Source organism: Streptomyces albofaciens JCM 4342, assembly GCF_008634025.1.
GTDB classification, from domain to species: domain Bacteria; phylum Actinomycetota; class Actinomycetes; order Streptomycetales; family Streptomycetaceae; genus Streptomyces; species Streptomyces albofaciens.
The window spans coordinates 3,661,017-3,683,226 of sequence record NZ_PDCM01000002.1 but is presented as its reverse complement, the minus strand read 5'-3'; the positions used below and the strand labels follow the sequence as shown (position 1 = coordinate 3,683,226).

At 74.2% G+C, this 22,210-nt stretch carries 18 protein-coding genes; 9 read left to right on the top strand and 9 right to left on the bottom strand.

What is annotated here, in order from left to right; all coding sequences use genetic code 11:
• The first annotated feature begins 144 nt into the window (after positions 1 to 144).
• Positions 145 to 1,536: an NsdA family TPR-like regulatory protein gene (locus tag CP973_RS35955; RefSeq protein WP_150248317.1), complete on the top strand. Its 1,392-nt coding sequence runs from the start codon at positions 145 to 147 to the stop codon at positions 1,534 to 1,536.
• Here CP973_RS35955 and CP973_RS41250 read toward each other — a convergent pair.
• Positions 1,525 to 2,136, bottom strand: coding sequence for a hypothetical protein (locus CP973_RS41250; protein ID WP_244410204.1), 612 nt, complete (start codon positions 2,134 to 2,136; stop codon positions 1,525 to 1,527). The two genes, CP973_RS35955 and CP973_RS41250, sit on opposite strands and share 12 nt — an antisense overlap.
• Before the next feature lie 39 nt (positions 2,137 to 2,175).
• On the opposite strand from CP973_RS41250, the gene CP973_RS35950 reads away from it, so the two are divergent.
• Positions 2,176 to 3,630, top strand: a complete 1,455-nt coding sequence (locus CP973_RS35950) for a hypothetical protein (RefSeq protein ID WP_244410203.1) — start codon at positions 2,176 to 2,178, stop codon at positions 3,628 to 3,630.
• Positions 3,631 to 3,699: 69 nt separating this feature from the next.
• Here the strand turns inward: CP973_RS35950 and CP973_RS35945 are convergent, their stop codons facing one another.
• A complete protein-coding gene (locus tag CP973_RS35945; RefSeq protein WP_150248313.1) occupies positions 3,700 to 5,049 on the bottom strand; it encodes an ABC transporter substrate-binding protein in 1,350 nt (449 codons plus the stop codon).
• Between the two features lie 180 nt (positions 5,050 to 5,229).
• Here CP973_RS35945 and CP973_RS35940 point away from each other — a divergent pair, with 180 nt between their 5' ends.
• Positions 5,230 to 5,670 (top strand): SCO4402 family protein, encoded by a 441-nt coding sequence (locus CP973_RS35940; protein WP_244410202.1) that lies wholly within the window; start codon positions 5,230 to 5,232, stop codon positions 5,668 to 5,670.
• Positions 5,671 to 5,754: 84 nt separating this feature from the next.
• A complete protein-coding gene (purU, locus tag CP973_RS35935; RefSeq protein ID WP_150248309.1) occupies positions 5,755 to 6,627 on the top strand; it encodes a formyltetrahydrofolate deformylase in 873 nt (290 codons plus the stop codon).
• Positions 6,628 to 6,660: 33 nt separating this feature from the next.
• Here purU and CP973_RS35930 read toward each other — a convergent pair whose 3' ends face one another.
• Positions 6,661 to 8,058 carry a zf-HC2 domain-containing protein gene (locus CP973_RS35930; RefSeq protein ID WP_150248307.1) on the bottom strand — a complete coding sequence of 466 codons (1,398 nt, stop codon included), beginning with the start codon at positions 8,056 to 8,058 and terminating at the stop codon, positions 6,661 to 6,663.
• Positions 8,055 to 8,666 carry a sigma-70 family RNA polymerase sigma factor gene (locus CP973_RS35925; RefSeq protein WP_150248305.1) on the bottom strand — a complete coding sequence of 204 codons (612 nt, stop codon included), beginning with the start codon at positions 8,664 to 8,666 and terminating at the stop codon, positions 8,055 to 8,057. Before CP973_RS35925 ends, CP973_RS35930 begins: the two co-directional genes overlap by 4 nt.
• A 405-nt stretch (positions 8,667 to 9,071) precedes the next feature.
• On the opposite strand from CP973_RS35925, the gene CP973_RS35920 reads away from it, so the two are divergent.
• On the top strand, positions 9,072 to 9,446 hold the full coding sequence (locus CP973_RS35920; protein WP_150248303.1) for an STAS domain-containing protein: 375 nt from the start codon (positions 9,072 to 9,074) through the stop codon (positions 9,444 to 9,446).
• A 196-nt stretch (positions 9,447 to 9,642) separates the two neighbouring features.
• On the opposite strand, the gene CP973_RS35915 is transcribed toward CP973_RS35920, so the two are convergent.
• Complete coding sequence (locus tag CP973_RS35915; RefSeq protein WP_150248301.1) at positions 9,643 to 10,896, bottom strand: sensor histidine kinase; 1,254 nt, start codon at positions 10,894 to 10,896, stop codon at positions 9,643 to 9,645.
• On the bottom strand, positions 10,893 to 11,546 hold the full coding sequence (locus CP973_RS35910; RefSeq protein ID WP_150248299.1) for a response regulator: 654 nt from the start codon (positions 11,544 to 11,546) through the stop codon (positions 10,893 to 10,895). Before CP973_RS35910 ends, CP973_RS35915 begins: the two co-directional genes overlap by 4 nt.
• 517 nt (positions 11,547 to 12,063) lie before the next feature.
• On the opposite strand from CP973_RS35910, the gene CP973_RS35905 reads away from it, so the two are divergent.
• The gene (locus CP973_RS35905) at positions 12,064 to 13,212 is read left to right on the top strand and encodes a M64 family metallopeptidase (protein WP_150248297.1); all 1,149 of its coding nucleotides are present in this window, start codon (positions 12,064 to 12,066) and stop codon (positions 13,210 to 13,212) included.
• Here the strand turns inward: CP973_RS35905 and CP973_RS35900 are convergent.
• Complete coding sequence (locus CP973_RS35900; protein ID WP_150248295.1) at positions 13,154 to 14,263, bottom strand: hypothetical protein; 1,110 nt, start codon at positions 14,261 to 14,263, stop codon at positions 13,154 to 13,156. The genes CP973_RS35905 and CP973_RS35900 overlap by 59 nt on opposite strands.
• 334 nt (positions 14,264 to 14,597) lie before the next feature.
• Here CP973_RS35900 and CP973_RS35895 point away from each other — a divergent pair, with 334 nt between their 5' ends.
• The 3 genes from CP973_RS35895 (at position 14,598) to CP973_RS35885 (ending at position 19,700) form a co-directional block, all read left to right on the top strand.
• Positions 14,598 to 15,944, top strand: coding sequence for a serine/threonine-protein kinase (locus tag CP973_RS35895; RefSeq protein WP_150248292.1), 1,347 nt, complete (start codon positions 14,598 to 14,600; stop codon positions 15,942 to 15,944).
• Between the two features lie 191 nt (positions 15,945 to 16,135).
• Positions 16,136 to 17,791, top strand: a complete 1,656-nt coding sequence (locus tag CP973_RS35890; RefSeq protein WP_150248290.1) for a succinic semialdehyde dehydrogenase — start codon at positions 16,136 to 16,138, stop codon at positions 17,789 to 17,791.
• A gap of 88 nt (positions 17,792 to 17,879) precedes the next feature.
• Positions 17,880 to 19,700, top strand: coding sequence for a GMC family oxidoreductase (locus tag CP973_RS35885; RefSeq protein ID WP_150248288.1), 1,821 nt, complete (start codon positions 17,880 to 17,882; stop codon positions 19,698 to 19,700).
• Between the two features lie 51 nt (positions 19,701 to 19,751).
• Here the strand turns inward: CP973_RS35885 and CP973_RS35880 are convergent, their stop codons facing one another.
• Positions 19,752 to 20,810 (bottom strand): LPXTG cell wall anchor domain-containing protein, encoded by a 1,059-nt coding sequence (locus tag CP973_RS35880; protein ID WP_150248286.1) that lies wholly within the window; start codon positions 20,808 to 20,810, stop codon positions 19,752 to 19,754.
• An 885-nt stretch (positions 20,811 to 21,695) separates the two neighbouring features.
• Entirely contained in the window at positions 21,696 to 22,109 is a 414-nt protein-coding gene (locus CP973_RS35875; protein WP_150248284.1) for a chorismate mutase, read from the bottom strand.
• Positions 22,110 to 22,210 lie beyond the last annotated feature (101 nt).

Here is a 22,210-nt window from a genome sequence, read left to right as displayed (position 1 = left end):
CCACTCCGTTCCAGGCAATGTCAAGGCTTTGGCGGACATGACGCACATCTGAGATATCCCCGGATATCCGGCATATGCGCGGGGAATCGATCAACGGGTACGGCGTTCGACGGTGAACGCGCAGCAGTAATCAGGGGGTGCAGCATGGCCGCCAGGCCACTCGTCGCGCGGCAGCCGAACGAACGGCTGCAGGCGCTCATCCAGGAAGCCGCCTGTTCCAACGCCGGACTCGCCCGCCGCGTCAACATGTGCGGCGCCGAACACGGCCTCGACCTGCGCTACGACAAGACCTCGGTCGCCCGCTGGCTGCGCGGCCAGCAGCCGCGGGGCCGGGCCCCGGCCATCATCGCGGAGGCGCTGGGGCGCAAACTGGGGCGCACGGTCACCATCGACGAGATCGGGATGGCCGACGGCAAGAACCTCGCGTCCGGCGTGGGGCTCCAGTTCTCGCCCACCGTCCTCGGCGCGATCGAACAGGTCTGTGAGCTGTGGCGCAGCGACGTCGGCCGCCGCGATTTCCTCAGCGGCTCCACCGTGGCCGCGTCCGCGCTGGTCGAACCGAGCCGCGACTGGCTCATCACCAGCGCCGACCCGCAGGTGGCGCGCAACGCCGGCGCCCGGGTGGGCATCTCGGACGTCGAGGCCGTACGGGCCATGACCACGGCCCTGAGCGAACTGGACCACCGCTACGGCAGCGGCCACGTCCGGCCGGTCGTCGTGCACTACCTCAACAGTGTCGTCTCCGGGCTGCTGGCCGGCTCGTACCGGGAGTCGGTCGGCCGCGAACTGTTCGCGGCCGTCGCCCGGCTGACGGAACTGGGCGGCTACATGGCCGTCGACACCGGCCAGCCCGGGCTGGCGCAGCGCTACTACATCCAGGCGCTGCGGCTGGCCCAGGCGGCGGGCGACCGGGGTTACGGCGGTTACGTACTGGCCGCCAGCATGAGTCACCTGGCCGCCTCGCTGGGCAACCCCCGGGAGATCTCGCAGCTCGCCAAGGCCGCGCAGGAAGGGGCGCGGGGGCACGTCACGCCGCGCGCGGAGGCGATGTTCTTCGCCGCCGAAGCGCGCGGGCACGCCCTGATGGGGGACGCGCGCGCTTTCCAGGTCGTGGCGGGCCGTGCCGTAAGCGCGATGGAACGAGCCGGGGCCGCCTCCGGTGCCGGCGAGGACCCCGCGTGGATCGCGCATTTCGACGAGGCCTACCTCGCCGACGAACTGGCGCACTGCCACCGCGACTTGGGGCAGGCCAACGCGGCTCGCCAGCGCGCGCAGGAAGCGGTGGACGGCCATCCCGAGGGGCGGGCGCGGCGCCGCGCCATCGGTCTGGTGCTGCTGGCCAGCGCGCAGGTGCAGCAGCGCGAGATCGAGCAGGCGTGCCATACGGGCACTCAGGCCGTGGAGTTGCTGAGCGGGCTGCGCTCGAACCGTGGCGCGGAGTACCTGGAGGACTTCCAGCTGCGGCTGGAGCCGTACCGGGACGAGCCGGTGGTGCGGGAGTTCGGTGCCCGGCTGGAATTGCGGTCAGCCGCGTAGCGGACTCGCGGCCCGTCGCAGCCGGGGGAGGGCTGGTCGGCGCGCGGGCCGCCTCGTCCTGCCGGCCGGGCGGGCCGTCACGGCCCGCCCGGCGCCTCGCTCCGCGCCCCGCACGGGCGGTGACCAGGGGACATGGTCGAACGCGAGGGCGACCCGGTAGCGTGAGCCGACGCTTCCGTAAGTCAGCAATTCGTAGGAGTCCCGGTGACGCAGAGCGGACAGGGCAACGACCCGCACGATTCCGCGGGCGGGCCCGCGCGAGAGGGCGTTGTGCTGCCCGCGCACGGTGATCCGTGGGTCCCCGGCCGGCAGCCCGCGCCGCCCGCGGGCCAGCCCTGGGGGCAGCCGTGGGGCCCCGACCAGCAGGCGGCGCCGGGGGCGCAGCAGATTCAGGGGCAGTCGGCGCAGGGGCAGTCGGTGCAGGGGCAGCCGTCTCAGGCGCAGTCGCCTCAGGGGCAGCCGTCTCAGGGCCAGTCGTACGGCGGACAGCAGGTACCGGGGCAGCAAGTGGCCGGTCAGCCGCAGCCGTACGGGCAGGCACAGCCGCAGCCGCAGCCGTACGGGCAGCCGCAGCCGTACGCCCAACAGCCCCCTGCCCAACAGCCTCCTGCGCAACAACCCCCCGCCCAACAGCCCCCCATGCCCCCGACGGCCCCCGCTGCGCAGCAGCCGCAACCGCCGTTCCAGCAGCCGCAACCGCCGTTCCAGCAGCCGCAGCCGCAGCCGCCGCTCCAGCAGCAGCCCGCATCCGCCATGCCGCTGCCTCCCCAGGCGCCGCCGCCCGTGCCGAACCAGGCCCAGCCGGTGGGCGGGGCGCCGTCGCCGGACATGGAAGCGACCGCGCTGATCCCGCCGTTCGACGCGCGGACGGACGGCCCTGCCGGAGCGCCGATGCCGCCCGCGGCGGGTGACCCGGAAGCAACGGCGCTGCTGCGCCCGGTCGGCGGGCAGTCCGGACGTACGGGTGGAAACGGGCAGCCCGGGCAGCCCGGGCGACCCGGCCCGATGCCCGGCGCCGCGCCGCTGCCGCCGGAAGCCGGGGCCGGCCGCCCCGAGTCGCCCGCCGAGTCCACCCGTAAGCTGCGGCCGGTCAAGCCGGGCGGCCCGCAGCACCCGCAGTCCGCGCGGCCCGATCCGGACTCCGAGGCCACCCAGTTCATACCGCCGGTCGGCGCCGGGTCCCCCGCGCCACCGCCCGGCGCACCCTTCGCGGCCCGGCCCGGCGCGCCCGGCGAGCGCGCGACACCGGCCGAGTTCGACGGCCTGTTCCGCTCCGGCCCCGCCGGGGCCGCCCCGGCCGCCGGCAACATCCCGGACGCGACCGCGCCGTTGCCGCGCTTCGACGACGCGGAACAGCCGGGGCCGCACCGGCAGCAGTACGACCGGTTCCCGCCCCAGCCGGGCCCCGGGGCGGACGGCGGCGGCAAGCGCCGGCGCCTGGCGCCCGCCGTGATCATCGGCGTCTCCGTGGTCGCCCTGGCGGGCGCCGGGCTGGGCGTCGGCTGGGCGCTCAGCGGAGGCGGCGAGGACGGCTCCGCCAAGAGCAAGCAGGAGAGTGGCGGGGCGTCCGGCGCGGAAAAGGGCGACAAGGCGGGCCGGGGCGACCAGGGCGCCAAGGAGCAGTCGCCGTCCGCCGATCCGGTGGCCGCGCAGGCCAAGGAACTCGACGCGCTCCTGAAGGACAGCAACAACAGCCGCTCCGCCGTGATCGGCGCGGTCAACAGCATCAAGTCGTGCGACAACCTCGACGGCGCGGCCGACGACCTCCGGGGCGCCGCCGCGCAGCGCAACGAGCTGGTGAGCCGCCTGTCCAAGCTCACCGTCGACAAGCTGCCGGGCAGCGCCGACCTGACCGCGTCGCTCAACGAGGCGTGGAAGTCCTCCGCCGCGGCCGACAACCACTACGCGGCCTGGGCGGGCCGGGTGAAGGGCGAGAAGGGCTGCCCCAAGGGCAAGGCGCGCGGTGGCAAGGAGGCCGCCCAGGGCAACGCGGCCAGCGGGCGGGCCACGAAGGCCAAGCAGCAGGCGGCGAAGCTGTGGAACCCGATCGCGCAGAAGTACGGCCTGACCGAACGCCGCCCGGAACAGCTCTGAAACCGGGAGCCCGGCCGTACGCCGGGCCCCCGGGAACCGGAAGGCGGTGTGAACCGGACGCCGGCGCGGTCAGCCGTCCCCCCGCGGCCGCTCCAGCGTCCGCGTGACGTCCACGAAGCCCTGCTTCGCCGCCACCAGCTGCCCGTCCCGTACGGCCTGATACGTCACCAGACCGTTCACTATGCGCGGGAAGTCCGGCACCGCCAGCATGTCGCTGGAGCGCCAGCGCAGCTTGGGCGTCAGGCCGCCGGTGTCCACGGCCCGGTCGCCGCGGTCCAGCGTCTGCTGCACGGCCTGCGCCGTGATCTCGTCGACGCCCTGCTCGCCGAGTTCCTCGATGACCGAGCGGAGCACCGTGTAGGCGATCCAGGTGGTCTGCACGCCCGGGTCGGCCGGGTCGATGCGGTTGTCGCCGAAGGCGTGGTCGTTGATCACCTTGCGCATGGGGTTCCAGCGCGGGTCGCTCGCGACCGGGTACCAGCCGGTCAGGTACGCGCCCTCCAGCGGCCCGGACCGGCCGCCCGTACGGTCCACCAGCGCTTGCCCCGCGCTGCCGAGCACCGAGGCGATCCGCACCTTGGAGTCGGCGGGCTGCAGGCGGCGGAAGGAGTCGAAGAAGGTGTCGGTGCGCTCGCCGAGGGCGGCCGTCACACAGCCGCCCGCGCCCTTCGCGCCTCCGGTTCCGTTTCCGGTTCCGTCCGGCGGGGCGCCCACCGCCTCCAGGGCGCGCCGGGCCGCGTCGTCGTAGTCGGTGCCGTCCTCGGGCGCGCGGACGTCCTGGGCGGCGCGGCGGCTGCCGTCGGTGAGGCCGGTGTTCAGGAGCGCCGGCATCTGGTCACCCTGGAGGGTGTCCGGGCGTACCAGGGCGGCCCGCTCGCAGACGCTCGCCAGCTGGCGCCCGTTGCCCGCCAGGAGCGACGCCGACCCGCCGTTGACGGGGTAGGACAGGGGGCTGGCGAACTCCTCGTCGGAGACGCCGTAGCCGCCGATGTAGGGGATGCCGTGGATCTCCAGCGGGGAGATGAACGAGCGGCCGAACTGGCTGTACGAGCCGACGACCGCGACCGCCTTCGCGTCGACCGCCCGTTGCGCGCACCGCGCGGCGCCCACCGAATCGTTGCGGTCGTTGCAGGTCAGGACCTTCAGGTGGTGGCCGTCGAGCCCGCCCTGGGCGTTTACCCAGCGTGCGTACGCCTGCGCCATGGCGGGCATCCCCGGCATGTTGGTCGCCTTGGTGTCCACCGGCGCCCAGGTCATGACGGTGATCGGCTCCTTCTCCCCGGGCTCTCCGGAGGTCCCGGGGAGGGAGCCGCAGGCCGAGAGCAGTGACGCCAGGGCCGCCGTACAGGCCGTGGCAGCCGTGGCGGCTGCGGAGGCGCGGGGGAAGGGGCGGGGGGAGGGGCGTCGCCGTCCGGTCATGTGGCCGAAGCATTCCGGTTCGCCCGGAACGTGTGAGTGACGACGGTTGACCGGATCGTGACGGCCGGGTGAACTCCGGGGGTCCGGAGATGATCACCGGCCGAGAACGTACGATCGAATACTGTGCAAGGTTCGGAGAAGTCTTCCCGTCGCGGCCGTCGCTCGACCACCATGGGCGCCATGCCGCTCAACGACATGCCGTGGTGGCGCTGGCGCAGCAATGTGCGCTCCGCGCTGCACATGCTCTCCGACCCCGTCTTCCAGCGGGAGACCTGGCTGGCCGGCCGCCCGGGGTACGGAGACGTCACCGACGCCGTCTACCGGCTCGTCGAGGACACCTGGCTGGACAACTGGTCCGCCGAGAAGTACGTGGGCACGATCTTCCGCGACTCCCAGGAGGCGGCCCTGGTGGACGTCGCCGTGCTGCGGGTGCTGCGGATCATGCACCAGGTCGGCCCGGACGCCCCGGTGGCCGCCTATCTGGAGCACCACGGCTGGGCCGAGGCCGTACGGGCCGCGCGCGACGCGCACGTACGGATGGCGACGGCGGACGGCGAGGACCCGGACGTGCCGCCGCACTCGCTGGAAGTCCTGGCGATCATGACGCAGGCGGCGGTCTGAGCCGTGCGGCCGGGCGCCGCTCCCGGGCCCCGGTTCCGGGCGGCGGGACGGAGCACCGCCGGGAATGTGCGACCCTATGAGGTCATGAGCGCCTCGCAGCCCGGTACCCCCGACCAGTATGTCCTCACCCTCTCCTGCCCGGACAAACAGGGCATCGTGCACGCGGTGTCCAGCTACCTGTTCATGACCGGGTGCAACATCGAGGACAGCCAGCAGTTCGGGGACCACGACACCGGGCTCTTCTTCATGCGCGTCCACTTCACCGCGGACGCCACGGTCAGCCTGGAGAAGCTGCGCGCCAGCTTCGCCGCGGTCGGCGACTCCTTCCAGATGGACTGGCAGATCCACCGGGCCGACGAGAAGATGCGCGTCATCCTGATGGTGTCCAAGTTCGGGCACTGCCTGAACGACCTGCTCTTCCGCTCCCGGATCGGCGCGCTGCCGGTCGAGATCGCGGCCGTGGTCTCCAACCACACCGACTTCGCCGAGCTGGTCGGCTCGTACGACATCCCCTTCCACCACATCCCGGTGACCAAGGACACCAAGGCCGCCGCCGAGGCGCGGCTGCTGGAGCTGGTGCGCGAGGAGAACGTCGAGCTGGTCGTGCTGGCCCGCTACATGCAGGTGCTCTCCGACGACCTGTGCAAGGCCCTGTCCGGGCGGATCATCAACATCCACCACTCCTTCCTGCCGAGCTTCAAGGGCGCCAAGCCCTACCACCAGGCGCACGCCCGCGGCGTCAAGCTCATCGGCGCCACCGCGCACTACGTGACGGCGGACCTCGACGAGGGCCCGATCATCGAGCAGGAGGTCGAGCGCGTCGGGCACGGCGTCACCCCGGACCAGCTCGTGGCCGTCGGCCGGGACGTGGAGTGCCAGGCCCTGGCGCGCGCCGTGAAGTGGCACAGCGAGCGCCGCGTCCTGCTCAACGGCACGCGCACCGTCGTCTTCGCGTAGTCCGTACGCCGGTGGCCGCGGTCACCGGCGTCCTCACAGCCGCGAGAGCGAAGCCGTGGCGAACAGGACGTCGCGGATCGCGTCCGGCTCGCCGTGCTGCCCGGCGGCCGCCTCCTGGGGCGGTACGTGCCCGGCCGCCAGCTGGCAGAACTCGATGCTGTCCAGCGCGATGTGCGCGACCGTGCGGTCCGGGGTGCCGAGCGCGGCCGGTGAGTCCAGGGCTATGTACCAGTGGCCGCCGCCGGTGCCCTCGACCTCCAGGTGCAGCGTGCGGCCGGGCGCGCCCGCCTCGACCAGGCGCTGCGGCGGCGTCGCCAGCCCGGCCCGGCGCCGGCCGGCCAGCACGGCGGGCAGCAGCCGGGCCGCCAGGTCGACCATCTGGTGCAGATGCCCGGCCACCGGGGGTTCGTACGGATAGTCCACCGCCTCGGCGATGTCGCCCGCGTGCACCCAGCACTCGAAGGCGCGGTCCAGCAAGGAGTCGCGCATCGGCAGCCGGACGTCGCCGCCGTACGGCACGGGCAGCTCGGCGACGCCGCGGCCGGCGAAGGACACCGTGCGGATCAGGGTGTGGCTCTGGTCGCGCCAGGGGGCGCGGGCGGCGTGCGGGACGCGGCCGTCGGCGATCGCCTGCCAGCAGGCTTCCGTGCGGTCGGCGGGCCCGGCCGGGCCGTGCGGGGCCGCGGCGCCCAGCGGGTCGGCCAGCCCGAGCGCGGTGGCGACCAGGCCGTCCACGGCCATCAGATGCCCGATGACCCCGGCGACGGTCGTGTGCCGCTCGGCCGGCCGCTCGCCCCGGAACCAGCGCAGCCGCACCGGCGCCCGCCACTCCGCCTCGCCCATGTCGCTGAGCAGCGCGTCCAGCTTCGCCGTCTCGGCGTCGTACGGCGCCGCCCACTCGGGCACCGGGATACGGGCCGGGCGCCGCCCGAGGCAGCCCTCCAGGACGCGCGAGCGCAGCAGCGGGTCCAGGTCCAGGGGGTCGGCGGGGTGCAGCAGGCCGACCGCGTCGCGCAGGCGCAGCGCCTCGTCCGCGCAGGGCGCGCAGTCCGTGAGGTGGGCTTCGACGGCGGCCGTCTCCTCGGCGGAGCAGGCGGCCAGGGCCCACGCGCCGAGCAGCGACTTCAGGACCCGGTGCGGGGGAGGCTCGGGCACGGCGCCGTCCGGGGCGGTGCGGTCCGGGGCGGCGGCCGTGGGCTCGTCGGCTGTGCCCGCCATGTCCGTGCGGACACCCGGCGTGGCGGGCGGTGACGCGTCGGGCAGCGGTCCGTCGTCCTCGGCGGCGGTGCGCGGGGACGGGATGCGCGGCCGGCCGCCGGAGCGGGACGGGCCGCCGGCGCCCGGCCCCCGCGGGCCGCCCGGGCCCCGTCCGTCGCGCGGGCCGTCCGGCTCCCGCGGGTCGTAGCGGTCCCATTCCTCCGGGCCGTTCACAGCTGCCGTCCGTATCCGGTGCCGCGCGGCGGGGGCTCGGCGGGCTGGGCGGGCGGCAGCGTCCGGTGGTTGTGCGCGGTGGACAGCAGTTGCAGGCCCAGGCGCAGCCGGCGCCGGGCCTCGTCCTCGGTGACGCCGAGGTCGGCGGCGGTCTGGCGGTAGTCGCGGCGCTGGAAGTAGGCCAGCTCCAGCGCGGCGCGGAGCGGGGCGGGCATGGACGTGACGATGTAGTCGGCGCGGGCGGCGGTGGACGCTTCGCGGATCTGGCGCTCCGTCTCGGCGGGTCCGGGGGCGTCCGCGCCGCGGTCCAGGGCCGCGGCGGCCTCGGCCTGGCGCAGCCGGTGGACGGACTGGCGGTGGGCGAGCTGGGCCACCCAGGAGCGCAGGGAGCCCTGCTTGGGGTCGTAGGAGTCGGGGTTCTCCCAGATGTAGCCGAAGACTTCACGGGTGATGCGGTCGGCGGCGGTTTCGTCCCCCAGCACCCGGCGGGCAAGGCTGTGCACAAGCGAAGCGAAGCGGTCGTACAGCTCGCCGAGCGCGGCCGCCTCGCCCCGCGCCAGCCGCTGCTGCATCCGCCTGTCCCAGCGCGGTGGTGCGTCATGTCCCATTCGGCCCCCATCCTTCGCCACCGCCGTGCCCCGGCACGGCGGCGCACTCCACCGTGCCATCGAATGTAGTGCTCCGGTCCGACATTGATGCCCCTTTGCGGCAAACCCACACTGCGGGCGGCTGACGGATGGTATGGAGACGGTCACTTTTGGTGGTAATGCCCGCTCGTCGCGCAGCGAAGCGTGACCGTTCGCTTCTGTATCTGCCGATGTGTTATGCGTGTGTGACCGGTTCCAGGAGAAAGTTCCTTGCCCACTGGGCATAGCCTTGGAAGAGGAACGGCCCGTTGCGCAAACAATTCTGATGAGTTTCAGGGGAGAACGGCCGGGCAGTCGAGGCGGGAAGGGCATATTCCGGTTGGCCGGGAGGTGTCCGTCCGCAAGCGAGCGAAAGGCTTCGAGCGCGTGTCGTTGAAGGTGGCAGAAGGTGAGCAGGGCCGCTGGGCCGTCCTCCAGGTCTCCGGCGAGATGGACCTGGTCACATCGCCGGCGGTGCGCCAGCACGTGCACGACGCGGTCGCCGACGGCCGCCGCAGCCTGGTCCTCGATCTCTCCGAGGTCCGCTTCTGCGACTCCAGTGGCGTCGGTGTCCTGATCGCCGCCCGCCGGCTCATGCGGTCCTGCCAGGGGCGGCTGCGGCTGATCCTCCCGGCGCAGGGCGCGGTGGACGGCTCGCACGTCAACCGGGTGCTCGCGGCCCTCGGTGTACGCCGCCTCTTCGAGGTCTACCCGGACCTCAGCACGGCGGTCGACGAGGCGGCGGCGCCGCTTTCCGCGTAGCTCCGCACCGGTCTTGGCCGGGGGTCCGTGAGATCGGGGCGGGCTTACCCTTCCGTGTCGCGTTGAGTTGCGCGGCGGCTACCTTTTGTTACGCATGTGACGCGAGGGGGTGTCGCCCTATGTGGCCTCATCCGCGACAAAAGCAATAAAACGGCGCAATGCCGCACCTTTCCCAAGCCCCTCAACCGAACTCGACTCAACCCGCTCCACCCGGGAATTCCGCCCGCACCAGAAACCCTCCGTCCGCCGTGTGCCCGGCTTCCAGCAGTCCGCCCAGGCTCTGGGCGCGTTCGCGCAGGCCGACCAGGCCGTGGCCGCCGCCCGGGAGCGCCGGGGCGGGCGCCGAGGCGTCCGGCGGCCCGTTGCGCACCTCCACCCGCAGGCCCCGCGGCTTCTCCGGCCCGCCGTCCCCGCCCTCCCCGTCGGCCGCCTGCCCGTCGCGTACGGCCGCGACCCGTATCCGCACCCGCGCCCCCGGCGCATGCTTGCGTACGTTCGTCAGCGCCTCCTGCACCGTACGGAACGCCGCCCGCTCCACCGCCTTCGTGCCGCACGCGCCGTCCGGCACCTCGTGCTCGTAGTCGACGTCCAGCGCGCTCATCTCGATCAGCCGCGGCAGTTCGGCGAGGTCCGGCTGCGGCGCCAGCTCCCGGGCGTCCGCGGTACCGCCGCCGGCCGCCCGCAGGATGCCGACCATGTGCCGCAGCTCCTCCAGCGTCCGCACGGACAGCTCGCGGATCGTGCGGGCCGACTCGCGCACCGCCTCCTCCCCGGTGCTCACCTGCACCGCACCGGCCTGCAAGCTGATCAGGCTGACCTGGTGGGCGACCACGTCGTGCATCTCCCGGGCCAGCCGGGCCCGCTCGGTCGCCAGGACCCGTTCCGCGATCAGCCGGTCCTCGCGGCGCAGGCTGTGGGTCAGGTCGGCGACCCGCGCGGCGAGTTCGCGGCGGGTGCGCACCAGCAGGCCCAGCGCGATGGGCGCGGCCGAGGTGACCGTCGCGTCGATCAGCACCTGGATGTTCTCGCGGTGCGCGCCCGGGTCGAGGTCCGAGAGCGGGTACGGGAAGAAGTGCGCGGCGATCAGCAGGACGGCGCAGACGCCGAGGCGGACGCGGCCCGCGCGGAACGCGGCGAGCGTGAACAGGGCGATCATCGGCGCGAACCAGATGTAGCCGATGTACAGGCCGGGGAGGGTGATCAGGAAGACGGTGAGCGGCAGTCGGCGCCGCAGCAGCAGCGCGGCGGCGGCGACCAGGGAGACGCCCAGTTCCAGGCCCATGTCGAGGCCGTTGACGAGGAAGGCGTCCACCATGGACAGCAGCACCGGCACGGCGAGGGACACGGCCGGGCGCAGGCCGCCGGGACGGCCGGGAGAACCGGTGGATCCGGGATTGCCCGAGGACCCCGGGACCCCGGCGAACCCGGCGAAGCCGCCGGCCCCCTTCACCGCCGCCCGCCCGAGACCAGCCCGGCGCGGTCCGCGAGGATCGCCGCCTGGACGCGGTTGAGCCCGCCCAGCTTGCCCAGCAGCGCCCGTATGTGGTCCTTGACCGTGCTCGGCGCCAGCCCCATCCGCTCCGCGATCTGCGCGTTGCCCAGGCCCTCGCCCAGCAGGGCCAGCACCTCCGACTCCCGCGGGGTCAGCGCTCGTACGGCGCGGGCGGCCGCGGCCTGGTCCTCGGCGGTGAGGTAGCCGCCGATCACGGCCCGCGTGACGCCCGGGTCCAGCACGCTGCCGCCTTCGGCCAGCGTCCGCACGGCCCGGACCAGTTGCCCGGGGTCGGAGTCCTTGAGGAGGAATCCGGCCGCGCCTTCGCGCAGCGCCGCGGTCAGGTACTCCTGCGCGTCGAACGTCGTGAGCATGGCCACCGCGGGCGGTTCGGGGGCGGCGCGCAGCCGGCGCAGTACGGTCAGCCCGTCCACGTCCGGCATCCGGATGTCGAGCAGCACGACGTCCGCCGCGCTGTCCAGCACCGCGTCCACGGCCTCGGCGCCGCCGCAGTCCGCGACCAGCTCGATGTCCGGGGCGGTGCCCAGAATCATCCGCAGCCCGGATCTGACCAGCCGCTCGTCGTCCACCACCGCGACACGGATCACCGGCCGCCCCTTCCTGCCTCGCCGTCCTCGGGCCTGCCCGCCGCTCGCGTGCCGGCACCCCCGCCGGACGGCGGGGGTCGGTGCACGACCTGCGGAGGATGCCGTGAGGCGGCGCCCGCGGGCAGAGTGCCTTTCATGCTGCACCACCGAGGGGGCCACAAGCCGACCACGCGGCGCAGCTCACAGTGAGAGCCTGCGCCGGAATCCCGGCCCGGGCGTTCGGCACGGGCTCGGACGGCCGCCGCGACCCCCACACGCGGCGGCCGTCGCCGTATGTCCCCGGGGCTGCCTCCGGGCCCGCGGTCACGTGGCCCCCCGCCCGGCGAATCGCCGTCCGCAACGGGACTTTGCTCACCTCCGGGACAACTTGCCTCCCACCCGTTGCCTCCCGTAACCGCCGCCTCTAGGTTGTGCGCGGTCCGCCGCGCGCCGGTCCGTACGGCACGCGTCGGGCCCCAACCCCCCTCGGAGCACGGCCCTTCGGGGCACGGCTCGGCATCCCACCGGAGGCTTTTCCGTGCAGCACAGACCCCGGCGTTCCCCCACCCCGTCCGACACTCCGGCTCCCACGGGCATCCGCGCCCGAATACGCACCCGGGCGGCCGGCCGCGGCCGTACGCGGCTGCGCCTGACCGCGGCGGCGGCCGGCCTCGCGCTCGTCACCGGCCTCGCCGCCACCGCCACGGCGTCCCCCGCGGACTCCCCGGCGCCCGCGTCCCCGCCGCCCGCGGCCTCCCGGACCCAGCAGGTCGAGTACTTCGCCCCCGACGGCCACCCCCGCCACACCACCGTCCCGGCGGCCACCCCCAAGCGCCTGGCCGACGCCCACCGCGCCCCCTCCGCCGCCGGATTGGCCGCCGACGGCGACGTCACCTCGGTCATCCGCAACGGCGCCACCGCCAAGAAGGTCGACGTCGTCTTCATCGGCGACGGCTACACCCTCGCCCAGCAGAAGGACTTCCACGCCGACGCCAAGGCGAAGTGGGCGCAGATCTCCAAGGTCGAGCCGTACGCCTCGAACCGCAAGCTGTTCAACGTCTGGACGGTGGACGCCGTCTCCAACCAGTCCGGCGTCTCCGGCGACCCGGGCAAGGACGTGGTCAAGGACACCGCCCTGGACTCGCACTTCTGGTGTGACGGCATCGAGCGGCTGCTGTGCGTGGACACCGGCAAGGTCCAGTCGTACGCGGGCAAGGCCCCGGACGCCGACCTCGTCATCGTGCTCTCCAACTCCCGCAAGTACGGCGGCGCGGGCTACAACGACATCACGTCGCCGGTCGGCTACGACGGCATCGCCACCGCCTCCTCCGACCACCCCGACTCCGCGCAGGTGGCGGTGCACGAGACCGGGCACTCCCTCGGCAAGCTGGCCGACGAGTACGTCTACGACACCAACGGCACGTACACGGGCGCCGAGCCGAGCGCGCCCAACATCACCAAGATGAGCGCCGCGGAGATGAAGGCCAAGAAGGCGAAGTGGTACCGCTACCTCGGCCAGAACTCGCCGGACGGCGGCAAGGTCGGCGCGTTTGAGGGCGGCGGCTACTATCCGCGCGGCCTCTACCGGCCCACCGCCGACTCGATCATGCGCACGCTGGGCCGGGAGTTCAACCTGCCCGGCCGTCAGGCCATGATCGACGGCTTCCACCGGCACACGGGGGGCTGAGCCGCTCCTCGTAGGAACCGTACGCACTGAACGACCGGCCGGTCGCCAGGACCACCACGGAGGTCGTGGCGGCCAGCTCGTACGCCGTCATCACCAGGGACAGCGTGCTCTCACCGGTGACGAACGGGCCGCCGAAGAAGCCGGTGACGGTCAGCAGCACCACGGTCCGCACGGTCAGGTACAGCTCCACGGCGGCGAACACCAGGAGCGCGCCGCGCACGTCACGGTCGCCGCGGACCGCGAGCACGCCCAGCACCAGCAGGACCACCACCGACGACAGCGTGGTGAACTCGCTGGAGTGGGACAGCTGGACGGAGCCGGCGGTCGAGCCGTCCAGCGCGCTGCGCAGGTAGGTGCCCACGTCGATGCGCTCCTTGGACATGCCCCACACCGTCCAGGCGATCCGCAGCGCGGCCATCCCCAGGAAGAGCACTCCGCAGATGCGGGAGAGCCGGCGCCGCCACCAGGAGTCGGTGTCGGCGCACGACCGTTTTGTCACGGCGGGCCGGAGGCCGTCGCGCGCTTCCGCGCGCGCGGTCTCCGTGCCCCCGGCCGCCCGCTCGACGGCGTACGGCAGCGACACGACCACGACCAGCGCCGCCACCAGGCCCAGGCCCCGGGTCGCCAGCATCCAGCCGCCGAGCGCCTCGGTGGCGTACACCTGCCGGTATCCGGCGTGGCACAGGCCGACGATCTCGCGCGCGGACTGGGCCAGGATCACCCAGCCGAGCAGCAGCGCGCCCGTCCGCGCCACCCGCCGCAGCGCCAGCGCGCCGACCGCGACCGCCAGCAGCGCGACGACCAGCGCCCATTCGCCGGGCCCGAGCGTCCACATGAAGAAGGAGGCGCGCGGGTTGAAGAGCCCTTCGAAGAAGTCCCCCACGCCGCCGTCGCCCTGGATGATCCCGTAGACGGTCCAGGCGGTCAGCGCGCCCCCGTAGGCGGCGAGGGCGGCCCCCGCCGTGCGGTACGCGCGCGCGTGCTCGGGCGCCGCCCGCCCGGGGTCGGGGCCGGGCCGGACGTCCACCGCACCGCCGTCCTGCATCACCATGTCCGACCCCCGATCCGCCGCGCCGTGCCCGCCCGCGCCGGCTTGTGCGCTGCCGGCCGCCCACTGCCCACTGCCCGGTCGCGCTGCCGTGTGCTGCTGCCGCCTCACTGTTTCAAGGACGGCGACACAGGCGGCGGAGGTTCCCTTCCGTGTGTCGTGGGACACGGACGGTGTGCGGGGCCGCCGCGCCGGCCGCTCCGTACGGCCGGGCTGCTGTCCCTCTGCCCACACGGGCGCGCCGCAACCGTGTGCACCCGCCCCGTGCGCCCCGCGTGCCCCGCGCGCCGCTCGCGGCACCGGCTCCGGAGCACGGCGGGTGGGGCAAGATGACTCCATGGGGAGCTTCGGGGGCGAGGGCCGGCTCATCGCCGGCCGCTACCGCCTGGGCGAACGGCTCGGCCGCGGCGGCATGGGCACGGTCTGGCGCGCCACCGACGAACTGCTCGGCCGTCAGGTCGCGGTGAAGGTCCTGCACTTGGCCGAGGGGACCGGCGGCCCGGGTGATCAGCCCGGCACGGCCGGGACGGGCGGCGGCCCCGCCGCCGCGGCCCAGCGGGCGCGGGCGATGCGCGAGGCCCGGACCGTCGCGCGCCTCAGACACCCGAACGTGATCGTCGTCCACGACGTCGTCGAACAGGACGGCCGCGCCTGGATCGTCATGGAACTGGTCGACGGGCAGTCCCTCGCCGACCGGCTCGTCGGCGGCGGCCCGCTCGCGCCCCGCGAAGCGGCCCGCATCGTCCTCGCCCTGCTGGGCGCGCTCAGGGCGTCGCACGCTCTCGGCGTGCTGCACCGCGACCTCAAGCCCGCCAACGTCCTGCTGGAGGAGGGCACCGGGCGGGTGGTCCTCACCGACTTCGGGGTCGCCAAGGTCCCCGGCAGTACGACGCTGACCGAGTCCGGCGGCTTCGTCGGCTCGCCCGAGTACACCGCGCCCGAGCGGATGGCCGGCGGCCACGCGGGGCCGGCCGCGGACCTGTGGTCGGTCGGTGTGCTGCTGTGCGCGGCGCTCAGCGGGGAGACGCCGTTCCACCGGGATTCGCTGGGCGGTGTGCTGAGCGCGGTCGTGGACGACGAGATCGAACTACCGGAACCGGCCCGCCCCCTCCTGGCCGTCGTCCGCGGCCTCCTGGAACGCGACCCGGCCCGGCGCCTGGACATCACCGCCACCGAGCGCCTGTTGCGCGGCTACCTCCAGTCGGGCCGCGCCCCCGGGACACCGCCGCCTCCGTCTCCCGCCCCGGAACGCCCGGCGCCCGCCCACGAACCGGGCCGTACGCACGGCGTCCCGATACCGGACGCCATAGCGGACCGCGCGCTCGCCGCCGCGGCCCGTCCGCGTACCGGACGCGGGCGCACCGCGCTCATCGTGGGCGTGACCGTGTGCGTGCTGGCGGGAGCGGGCCTCGGGGCCGCGGTGCTGCTCCTCGGGGGAGGCGGGGACGGGAAGGACGGCGACCCCGGACCCACCCGGTCCGGCCCCTCGCAGGAACGTTCGGGCACGTCCCGTACACCCACCCCGTCCCCTTCCCCCACCTCGACTCCCGCGCCGCGCCCGTCACCTGAGGGCGGCCGGTCCGGGCGGCTGGTCCTGTTCGGCGCGGGCGTCGGGCCGGGGGAGTTTCACAGGGCCGTACCGCCCTCCGGACCTGAGTGGAGGCCGTCCTCCCCCGGCTGGTGATGACGGGGCGGGACGTCCGAGGACGGCCGGTGCCGGACGCGCCACCGCCCGGCGCCGGTCTCATCCCCACCCCGCAACCTCGCAGGACAGCCCCCTCGTGGCCAGCGAACACTGGCGCGATTGTGCGTACCGCGTGAAAACTCGTTACCGGTGGGTACCCAAAGCGTCCGGCGCCGCATACGCTCGCCCGCATGACGGACTCGCAGGACACCGGAACCCGCACCTCCGCTCCCGCCGGCGACGCTTGCGCCGACGCCCCCGCGGGCGGCAACCCCGTCGCCCGGGCCGCCACCGGCACCCGTACCGCCGCCGACGTGGTCACGCCGCACCTGGCCGCCCGCCTCACCCGCGGCGTCGTCGGCAGCGGCCGGACCGCCAACCACACGCCCTTCACCGGCGAGAAGCTGGCCGACCTGCCCGAGTCCACCCCCGAGGACGTGGCGACCGCCTTCGAACGCGCCCGCGCCGCCCAGCGCGCCTGGGCCGAGGTCCCCGTACGGCGGCGCGCGGCCGTCCTGCTGCGCTTCCACGACCTCGTCCTGCGCCGCCAGGCCGAGGTGCTGGACCTGATCCAGCTGGAGACCGGCAAGGCCCGGCTGCACGCCCACGAGGAGATCCAGGCCGTCGCCGTCGCCGCCCGCCACTACGGGCGCAAGGCCCCCGCCTATCTGCGCCCCCGCGGCCACACCGGCGTCGTACCGTCCCTGACCAAGGTCACCGAACTGCGCCACCCCCGCGGCGTCGTCGGGCAGATCGCCCCCTGGAACTACCCCTTCGAGCTGTCCGTCGGCGACGCGCTGCCCGCCTTCGCGGCCGGCAACGCCGTCGTCATGAAGCCCGACACGGAGACCGCGCTGACCGCCCTGTGGGCCCGGGAGCAGCTCATCGAGGCCGGGCTGCCGCCGGAGGTCTGGCAGGTGGTCCTCGGGGACGGCCCCGTCATCGGCCCCGAGGTCGTCAAGCACGCCGACTACGTCTCCTTCACCGGCTCCACCCGCACCGGCCGCGAGGTCGCCCAGGGCGCCGCCGCCCGCCTGGTCGGCGTCTCCCTCGAACTCGGCGGCAAGAACGCCATGCTGGTGCTGGACGACGCCGACGTGGACAAGGCCGCGGCGGGCGCCGTACGCGGCTGCTTCTCCTCCGCGGGCCAGCTGTGCATCTCCATAGAGCGGCTGTACGTCCACGAGTCCATAGCCGACGCCTTCATCGAGCGCTTCGCCGCCCGCACGAAGGCGCTGCGCCTGGGCAACGCCCTCGCCTACGGGGCCGACATGGGCTCGCTGGTCGGTGAACGCCAGCTGGAAACCGTCACCCGGCACGTGGACGAGGCCGTCGCCAAGGGCGCGAGGCTCGTCGCCGGGGGCCGCCCCCGCCCCGACATCGGCCCGCTGTTCTACGAGCCCACCATCCTCGACGGCGTCGAGCCGCCCATGGCCGTGTGCGAGGAGGAAACCTTCGGCCCGGTCGTCGCGGTCTACCGCTTCCGCGACGAGGACGAGGCGGTCGCCCGCGCCAACGCCACTCCGTACGGCCTGAACTCCAGCGTCTGGACCCGGGACGGGCGCCGCGGCCGGGCCGTCGCCGCCCGCCTGCGCACCGGCACGGTCAACGTCAACGAGGCGTACGCCGCGGGCTACGGCAGCGTCCAGTCCCCGATGGGCGGCATGGGCGACTCCGGCCTCGGCCGCCGCCACGGCTCCGAGGGCATCCTCAAGTACACCGAGGCGCAGACCGTCGCCCACCAGCGCCTGATGCCGCTCGCCCCGTCGTTCGGCATGGACGACGAGAAGTACGCCGCGTTCATGACCCGCAGCCTGCGCGCGATGAAGGCGTTCCGCCTGCGCTGAGATCCGCCCGCGCTGAGATCCGTCCGCGCTCGGATCCGCATCCGCTGAGACCCGGGCCGAGCGGCCCGCCGAGACCGAGGGAGTGCCAGTGCCCCAGGACAACCCTGCCCGGAAGCAGCGCGACCCGTCCGAGCGGGACGGGTACGACTACGACGTCCTCGTCATCGGCTCCGGCTTCGGCGGCTCCGTCTCCGCGCTCCGCCTGACCGAGAAGGGCTACCGCGTCGGCGTCCTGGAGGCCGGGCGCCGCTTCACCCGCGCCACCCTCCCGAAGAACTCCTGGGACCTGAAGAACTACCTGTGGGCACCGGCCCTCGGCTGCTACGGCATCCAGCGCGTCCACCTGCTCGGCAACGTCATGGTCCTGGCCGGCGCCGGAGTCGGCGGCGGCTCGCTCAACTACGCCAACACCCTCTACGAACCGCCGAAGCGGTTCTTCGAGGACCGGCAGTGGGGGCACATCACCGACTGGCAGGACGAGCTGAAGCCGTACTACGACCAGGCGCGGCGCATGCTCGGGGTGCGCCTCAACCCGACCATGACCCCCTCGGACGTCCACCTGAAGGCCGCCGCCGAGAAGATGGGCGTCGGCGACACCTTCCACCTGGCCCCCGTCGGCGTCTTCTTCGGGGACGGCGAGGACTCCGACGGTACGGTGAAGGCCGCGCCCGGCGCCGAGGTGGCCGACCCGTACTTCGGCGGCGCCGGACCCGCCCGCCGGGCCTGCACCGAATGCGGCGAGTGCATGACCGGCTGCCGGCACGGCGCCAAGAACACCCTCACCGAGAACTACCTCCACCTCGCCGAGCGGGCGGGCGCCGTCATCCACCCGATGACCTCGGTCGTCACCGTCACGGAGGACTCCCGCGGCGGCTTCGCCGTCGGCACGCTGCCCACCGACGACAAGCGCAAGGGCCGCGGCCGTACGTTCACGGCCCGGCGGGTGGTCGTCGCCGCGGGCACGTACGGCACCCAGACCCTGCTGCACAGGATGAAGGACAGCGGCCTGCTGCCGCTGATCTCCGACCGGCTCGGCGAGCTGACCCGCACCAACTCCGAGGCGCTGGTCGGCGCGCAGACCGACGACCGCCGCTACCGCAAGGCGCACGGCGCGCCGAAGGCCGACTTCACCCGCGGCGTCGCCATCACCTCCTCCGTCCACCCCAACGCCGACACCCATATCGAGCCGGTGCGGTACGGCAAGGGCTCCAACGCGATGGGCAGCCTGTCCGTCCTCCAGGTACCGATCCCCAGGCGCGCGCCCCGCGCCCTCGCCTGGGCGGCCAACTGCGCCCGCCACCCGCTCCTGCTGCTGCGCTCACTGTCCAACCGCCGCTGGTCGGAGCGGACCATCATCGGCCTGGTCATGCAGTCCCTGGACAACTCGCTGACCACGTACCGCAAACCGGGCGGGCTCGGAAAGGGCCTGCTCACCGCCCGTCAGGGCCACGGCGCGCCCAACCCGCAGCAGATACCGGAGGCCACCGAGGCCGCCACCCTGCTCGCCCGGGAGATCAACGGTTTCGCGGGCAGCAACGTCGGCGAGCTGATGGGCACCCCGCTGACCGCGCATTTCCTGGGCGGCTGCCCGATCGGCGCGGACGCGGACCACGGGGTGATCGACCCGTACCACCGCCTGTACGGGCACCCCGGCATCTCGGTCGTGGACGGCTCGGCGGTCTCCGCGAACCTCGGCGTCAACCCGTCGCTGACCATCACCGCCCAGGCCGAACGCGCCATGTCCTTCTGGCCGAACAAGGGCGAGGAGGACACCCGCCCCGCGCCGGGCCGGCCGTACCGGCGGCTGTCCCCGGTGGCGCCGCGCCGGCCGGCCGTCCCGGAGGACGCGTTCGCGGCCCTGCGGCTGCCGCTGCTGCCGGTACCGGCCGTACCGCCGCGGTGCCGGTAGCCCCGCCCCGTTCCGTCCCGCCCTGTTCCCCTCCGCCCGGTCCCGCCCGCCTCAGGCCGTGCCGGCGCCCTTCCGACGGCGTACGGCGAACACCGCACCCGCGCCGAGCACGACCGCCGCGCCGCCGGCCAGCGCCAGGGTCGGCAGCCCGGAGGACGCGCCGGTCTCGGCCAGCTTCCCGGTGACCGGCAGCTGGACCTGCTGCTTCGTACCGCCCTGCGGCGCCGGGCGGTTGGGGCGGTGGCCGGGCTTGCCGGGCTTGCCCTGCGCGTCCGGTACGTGGGTGCCCGGCTTGCCGCTGCCGGCGGGCAGGATGGTGAAGTCGTAGTCCATGGCTTCCGAGAAGCCGCACTCGTGGTCCGCGTTCGCGTACCAGCCCACACTGACCGCGCCGCCGTAGCTGGCGGGGGTCTTCGCGTCGGCCTTCAGGCGCAGCCTGGCCTCCGCGTACTCACCGGGGCGCAGCCCGTCGCGGCCGCCGAGGGTGGCGAAGAAACCGTCGTTCTCCTCAGCGGCGGGCACCCGCTTCCAGGTGCCCGTCTTCGTGTCGAGCCACTGGAAGGCCAGATGGTCCGAAACGTCGTCGGTGGTCGGTTCCTTCAGCGCGTAGACCAGCGCGAAGGCGCTCACGGACCTGATGTGCCCGCTGGAGATGTTGGTGGCACGGAAGGTGAAGTCCACCCACCCGGAACCGGCCACGATCTTGCTGGGCAGGCCGCGGAGTTCGGTACGGACGGCCCGCTCGCTGGAGTAGTCCGCGCACTCGGTCCCGTCGGTGGGGGTGGCCGTGGGCGTGGCGGTCGGCGTGGAGGTCTCGTTCTTCTTGGCGGGCGGGGTCTTCGCGGCGGGCGGTGTCCTTTCGGCGGCGGGGCCGGGGGCGGCGTCCTTGCCGTCGCCGCCGGCCGGCGGCGGGCTGCTCTCGGCGGGCGCCGGGGTGTGCGTGGGCGGGTTGGTGCCGGTCGTCGGTGTGCCGGTGGGGGCGGGGGTCGCGGTGGCCGCCGGGCTCCGGCCCGGTGTTTCGGCGGCGTACGCGGCGGGGGCCGCCAGCAGGGCGGCGGGGGCTATGGCGGCCGTCGCGGAGACGGCGGCCAGGGCGCGGCGGAGCTGCATCGTGAAGACCTCTCGGGACCGAAGTGCCGTGGACGCGGCACGAGTTCATGAGACGGGCCGTCGCGGTGGGGCGCGGGATGGCCGGGCGATTGCAGATACTGACCGGCCATGGCGGGAAAAGGTTGCACCATTCACCGCGGGCATTGCCCCGGGCCACAGAAGTGACGCCCGCCACGGGGGCGGGACGCGGCGAAGGGGCCGGGGCGCGGCGAAGGGCCCCGGGCGCCGTCCACGAGGGGCGGGCGACCGCGGGGCCCTTGGCTTCCGGCGCCGGCGGCAGGGCAGCGTCGGCACCGAGGGGCGGCACCGGGGAAAGCGCCGCCGCAAGCTCTCAAGTTGTCCGGGGTGGGCTCCCCGTGCTCCGGGGGCGGGCGCCCCGTGCGGGTGCGGCGTGCGCCGCCTTCGCGCCGGTGGCCCCCGGCGCTGCCGTTCCGACCGGATGCGGCCGGCCCCAGGCGTCCCCGGAACCGGCCGCCCCATCGGATGTGGCCGGGCTGCTGTCCCCTGCTGACCGGCCACAACACCGCAGCGAGGTCCCACGACGCGGGCCGCTCCAAGTCGGCCGACGTCTCATCGCTCCGGCGGATCCGCCCACGGGCGGCGTCTACGCGTAGTCCTGCAGACCGCACCTGGCTGGCGTGGCACCTGGAACAACGAAGCCCGGCGGGGGCCGGTCACGGCGCCGTACGGGTGAGTCGCCGGTGGGCCGGGCGCGGCCGGTCGCGCCCGTGCGCCGCGTGCGGTCGCGCCCGTACGCCGCTCCGCGCGCCTCGTACGTTCGCATCCGTACGCCGGTCCGTGCGCCGCGTGTGGATGCGCCCGTACGCCGGTCCACGCCCGCCCGTACGTCGATCCACGCGCGCCCTATGCCGCTCCGCGCGCCCCTCAGATGCGGCCGCGGCACAGCTCCAGCAGCGTCATGGCCAGCGCGGTGCCGGGGCGGCCGAGCTGCCCCCTGTAGTGCTCCAGGATCTGCATCTCGCGGGACAGGTTCACCCGGCGCCCGCCGGAACCGATGCGCTCGCGCTGGATGACCGCCGAGACCGCCATGCGTTCCTGTACGAGGCCGATGATCCGCCCGTCGAGATCGTCGATCCGCGCCCGGGCATCGGTGATCACACCGGCCGCGGCCTCGGTCCGGGCGCCGGTATCGGGGGCCGCCGGGGCCTTGGCAGGGGCCGCCGGGGCCTTGGCCGCCGGGACGGCCGTCACCGAGGTGCTCGTCAGATCCGTCACAGCCTGGACGCCGTGGACAGCCTTGACACCGTGCGCAGCCTGGACGCCGCTCGTACCGCTCATGTCCGTCACTCCTGGGGTTCCGGACCCCCGCAGCCGCCGTCCGTACCGCCTCGGCCCCGCCCGCCCCCGTGAAATGCAGAGCGCCCCGGGCCTTGTCGGCC

Coding starts and splice junctions, on each gene's coding strand:
- CP973_RS35940 (WP_244410202.1), top strand. CDS start 5,230: ATGCCGCTCAACGACATGCCGTGGTGGCGCTGGCGCAGCAATGTGCGC.
- CP973_RS35890 (WP_150248290.1), top strand. CDS start 16,136: ATGACGGACTCGCAGGACACCGGAACCCGCACCTCCGCTCCCGCCGGC.
- purU (WP_150248309.1), top strand. CDS start 5,755: ATGAGCGCCTCGCAGCCCGGTACCCCCGACCAGTATGTCCTCACCCTC.
- CP973_RS35875 (WP_150248284.1), bottom strand. CDS start 22,109: ATGAGCGGTACGAGCGGCGTCCAGGCTGCGCACGGTGTCAAGGCTGTC.
- CP973_RS35955 (WP_150248317.1), top strand. CDS start 145: ATGGCCGCCAGGCCACTCGTCGCGCGGCAGCCGAACGAACGGCTGCAG.
- CP973_RS35895 (WP_150248292.1), top strand. CDS start 14,598: ATGGGGAGCTTCGGGGGCGAGGGCCGGCTCATCGCCGGCCGCTACCGC.
- CP973_RS35880 (WP_150248286.1), bottom strand. CDS start 20,810: ATGCAGCTCCGCCGCGCCCTGGCCGCCGTCTCCGCGACGGCCGCCATA.
- CP973_RS35950 (WP_244410203.1), top strand. CDS start 2,176: ATGCCCCCGACGGCCCCCGCTGCGCAGCAGCCGCAACCGCCGTTCCAG.
- CP973_RS35900 (WP_150248295.1), bottom strand. CDS start 14,263: ATGGTGATGCAGGACGGCGGTGCGGTGGACGTCCGGCCCGGCCCCGAC.
- CP973_RS35925 (WP_150248305.1), bottom strand. CDS start 8,666: ATGGGACATGACGCACCACCGCGCTGGGACAGGCGGATGCAGCAGCGG.
- CP973_RS35945 (WP_150248313.1), bottom strand. CDS start 5,049: ATGACCGGACGGCGACGCCCCTCCCCCCGCCCCTTCCCCCGCGCCTCC.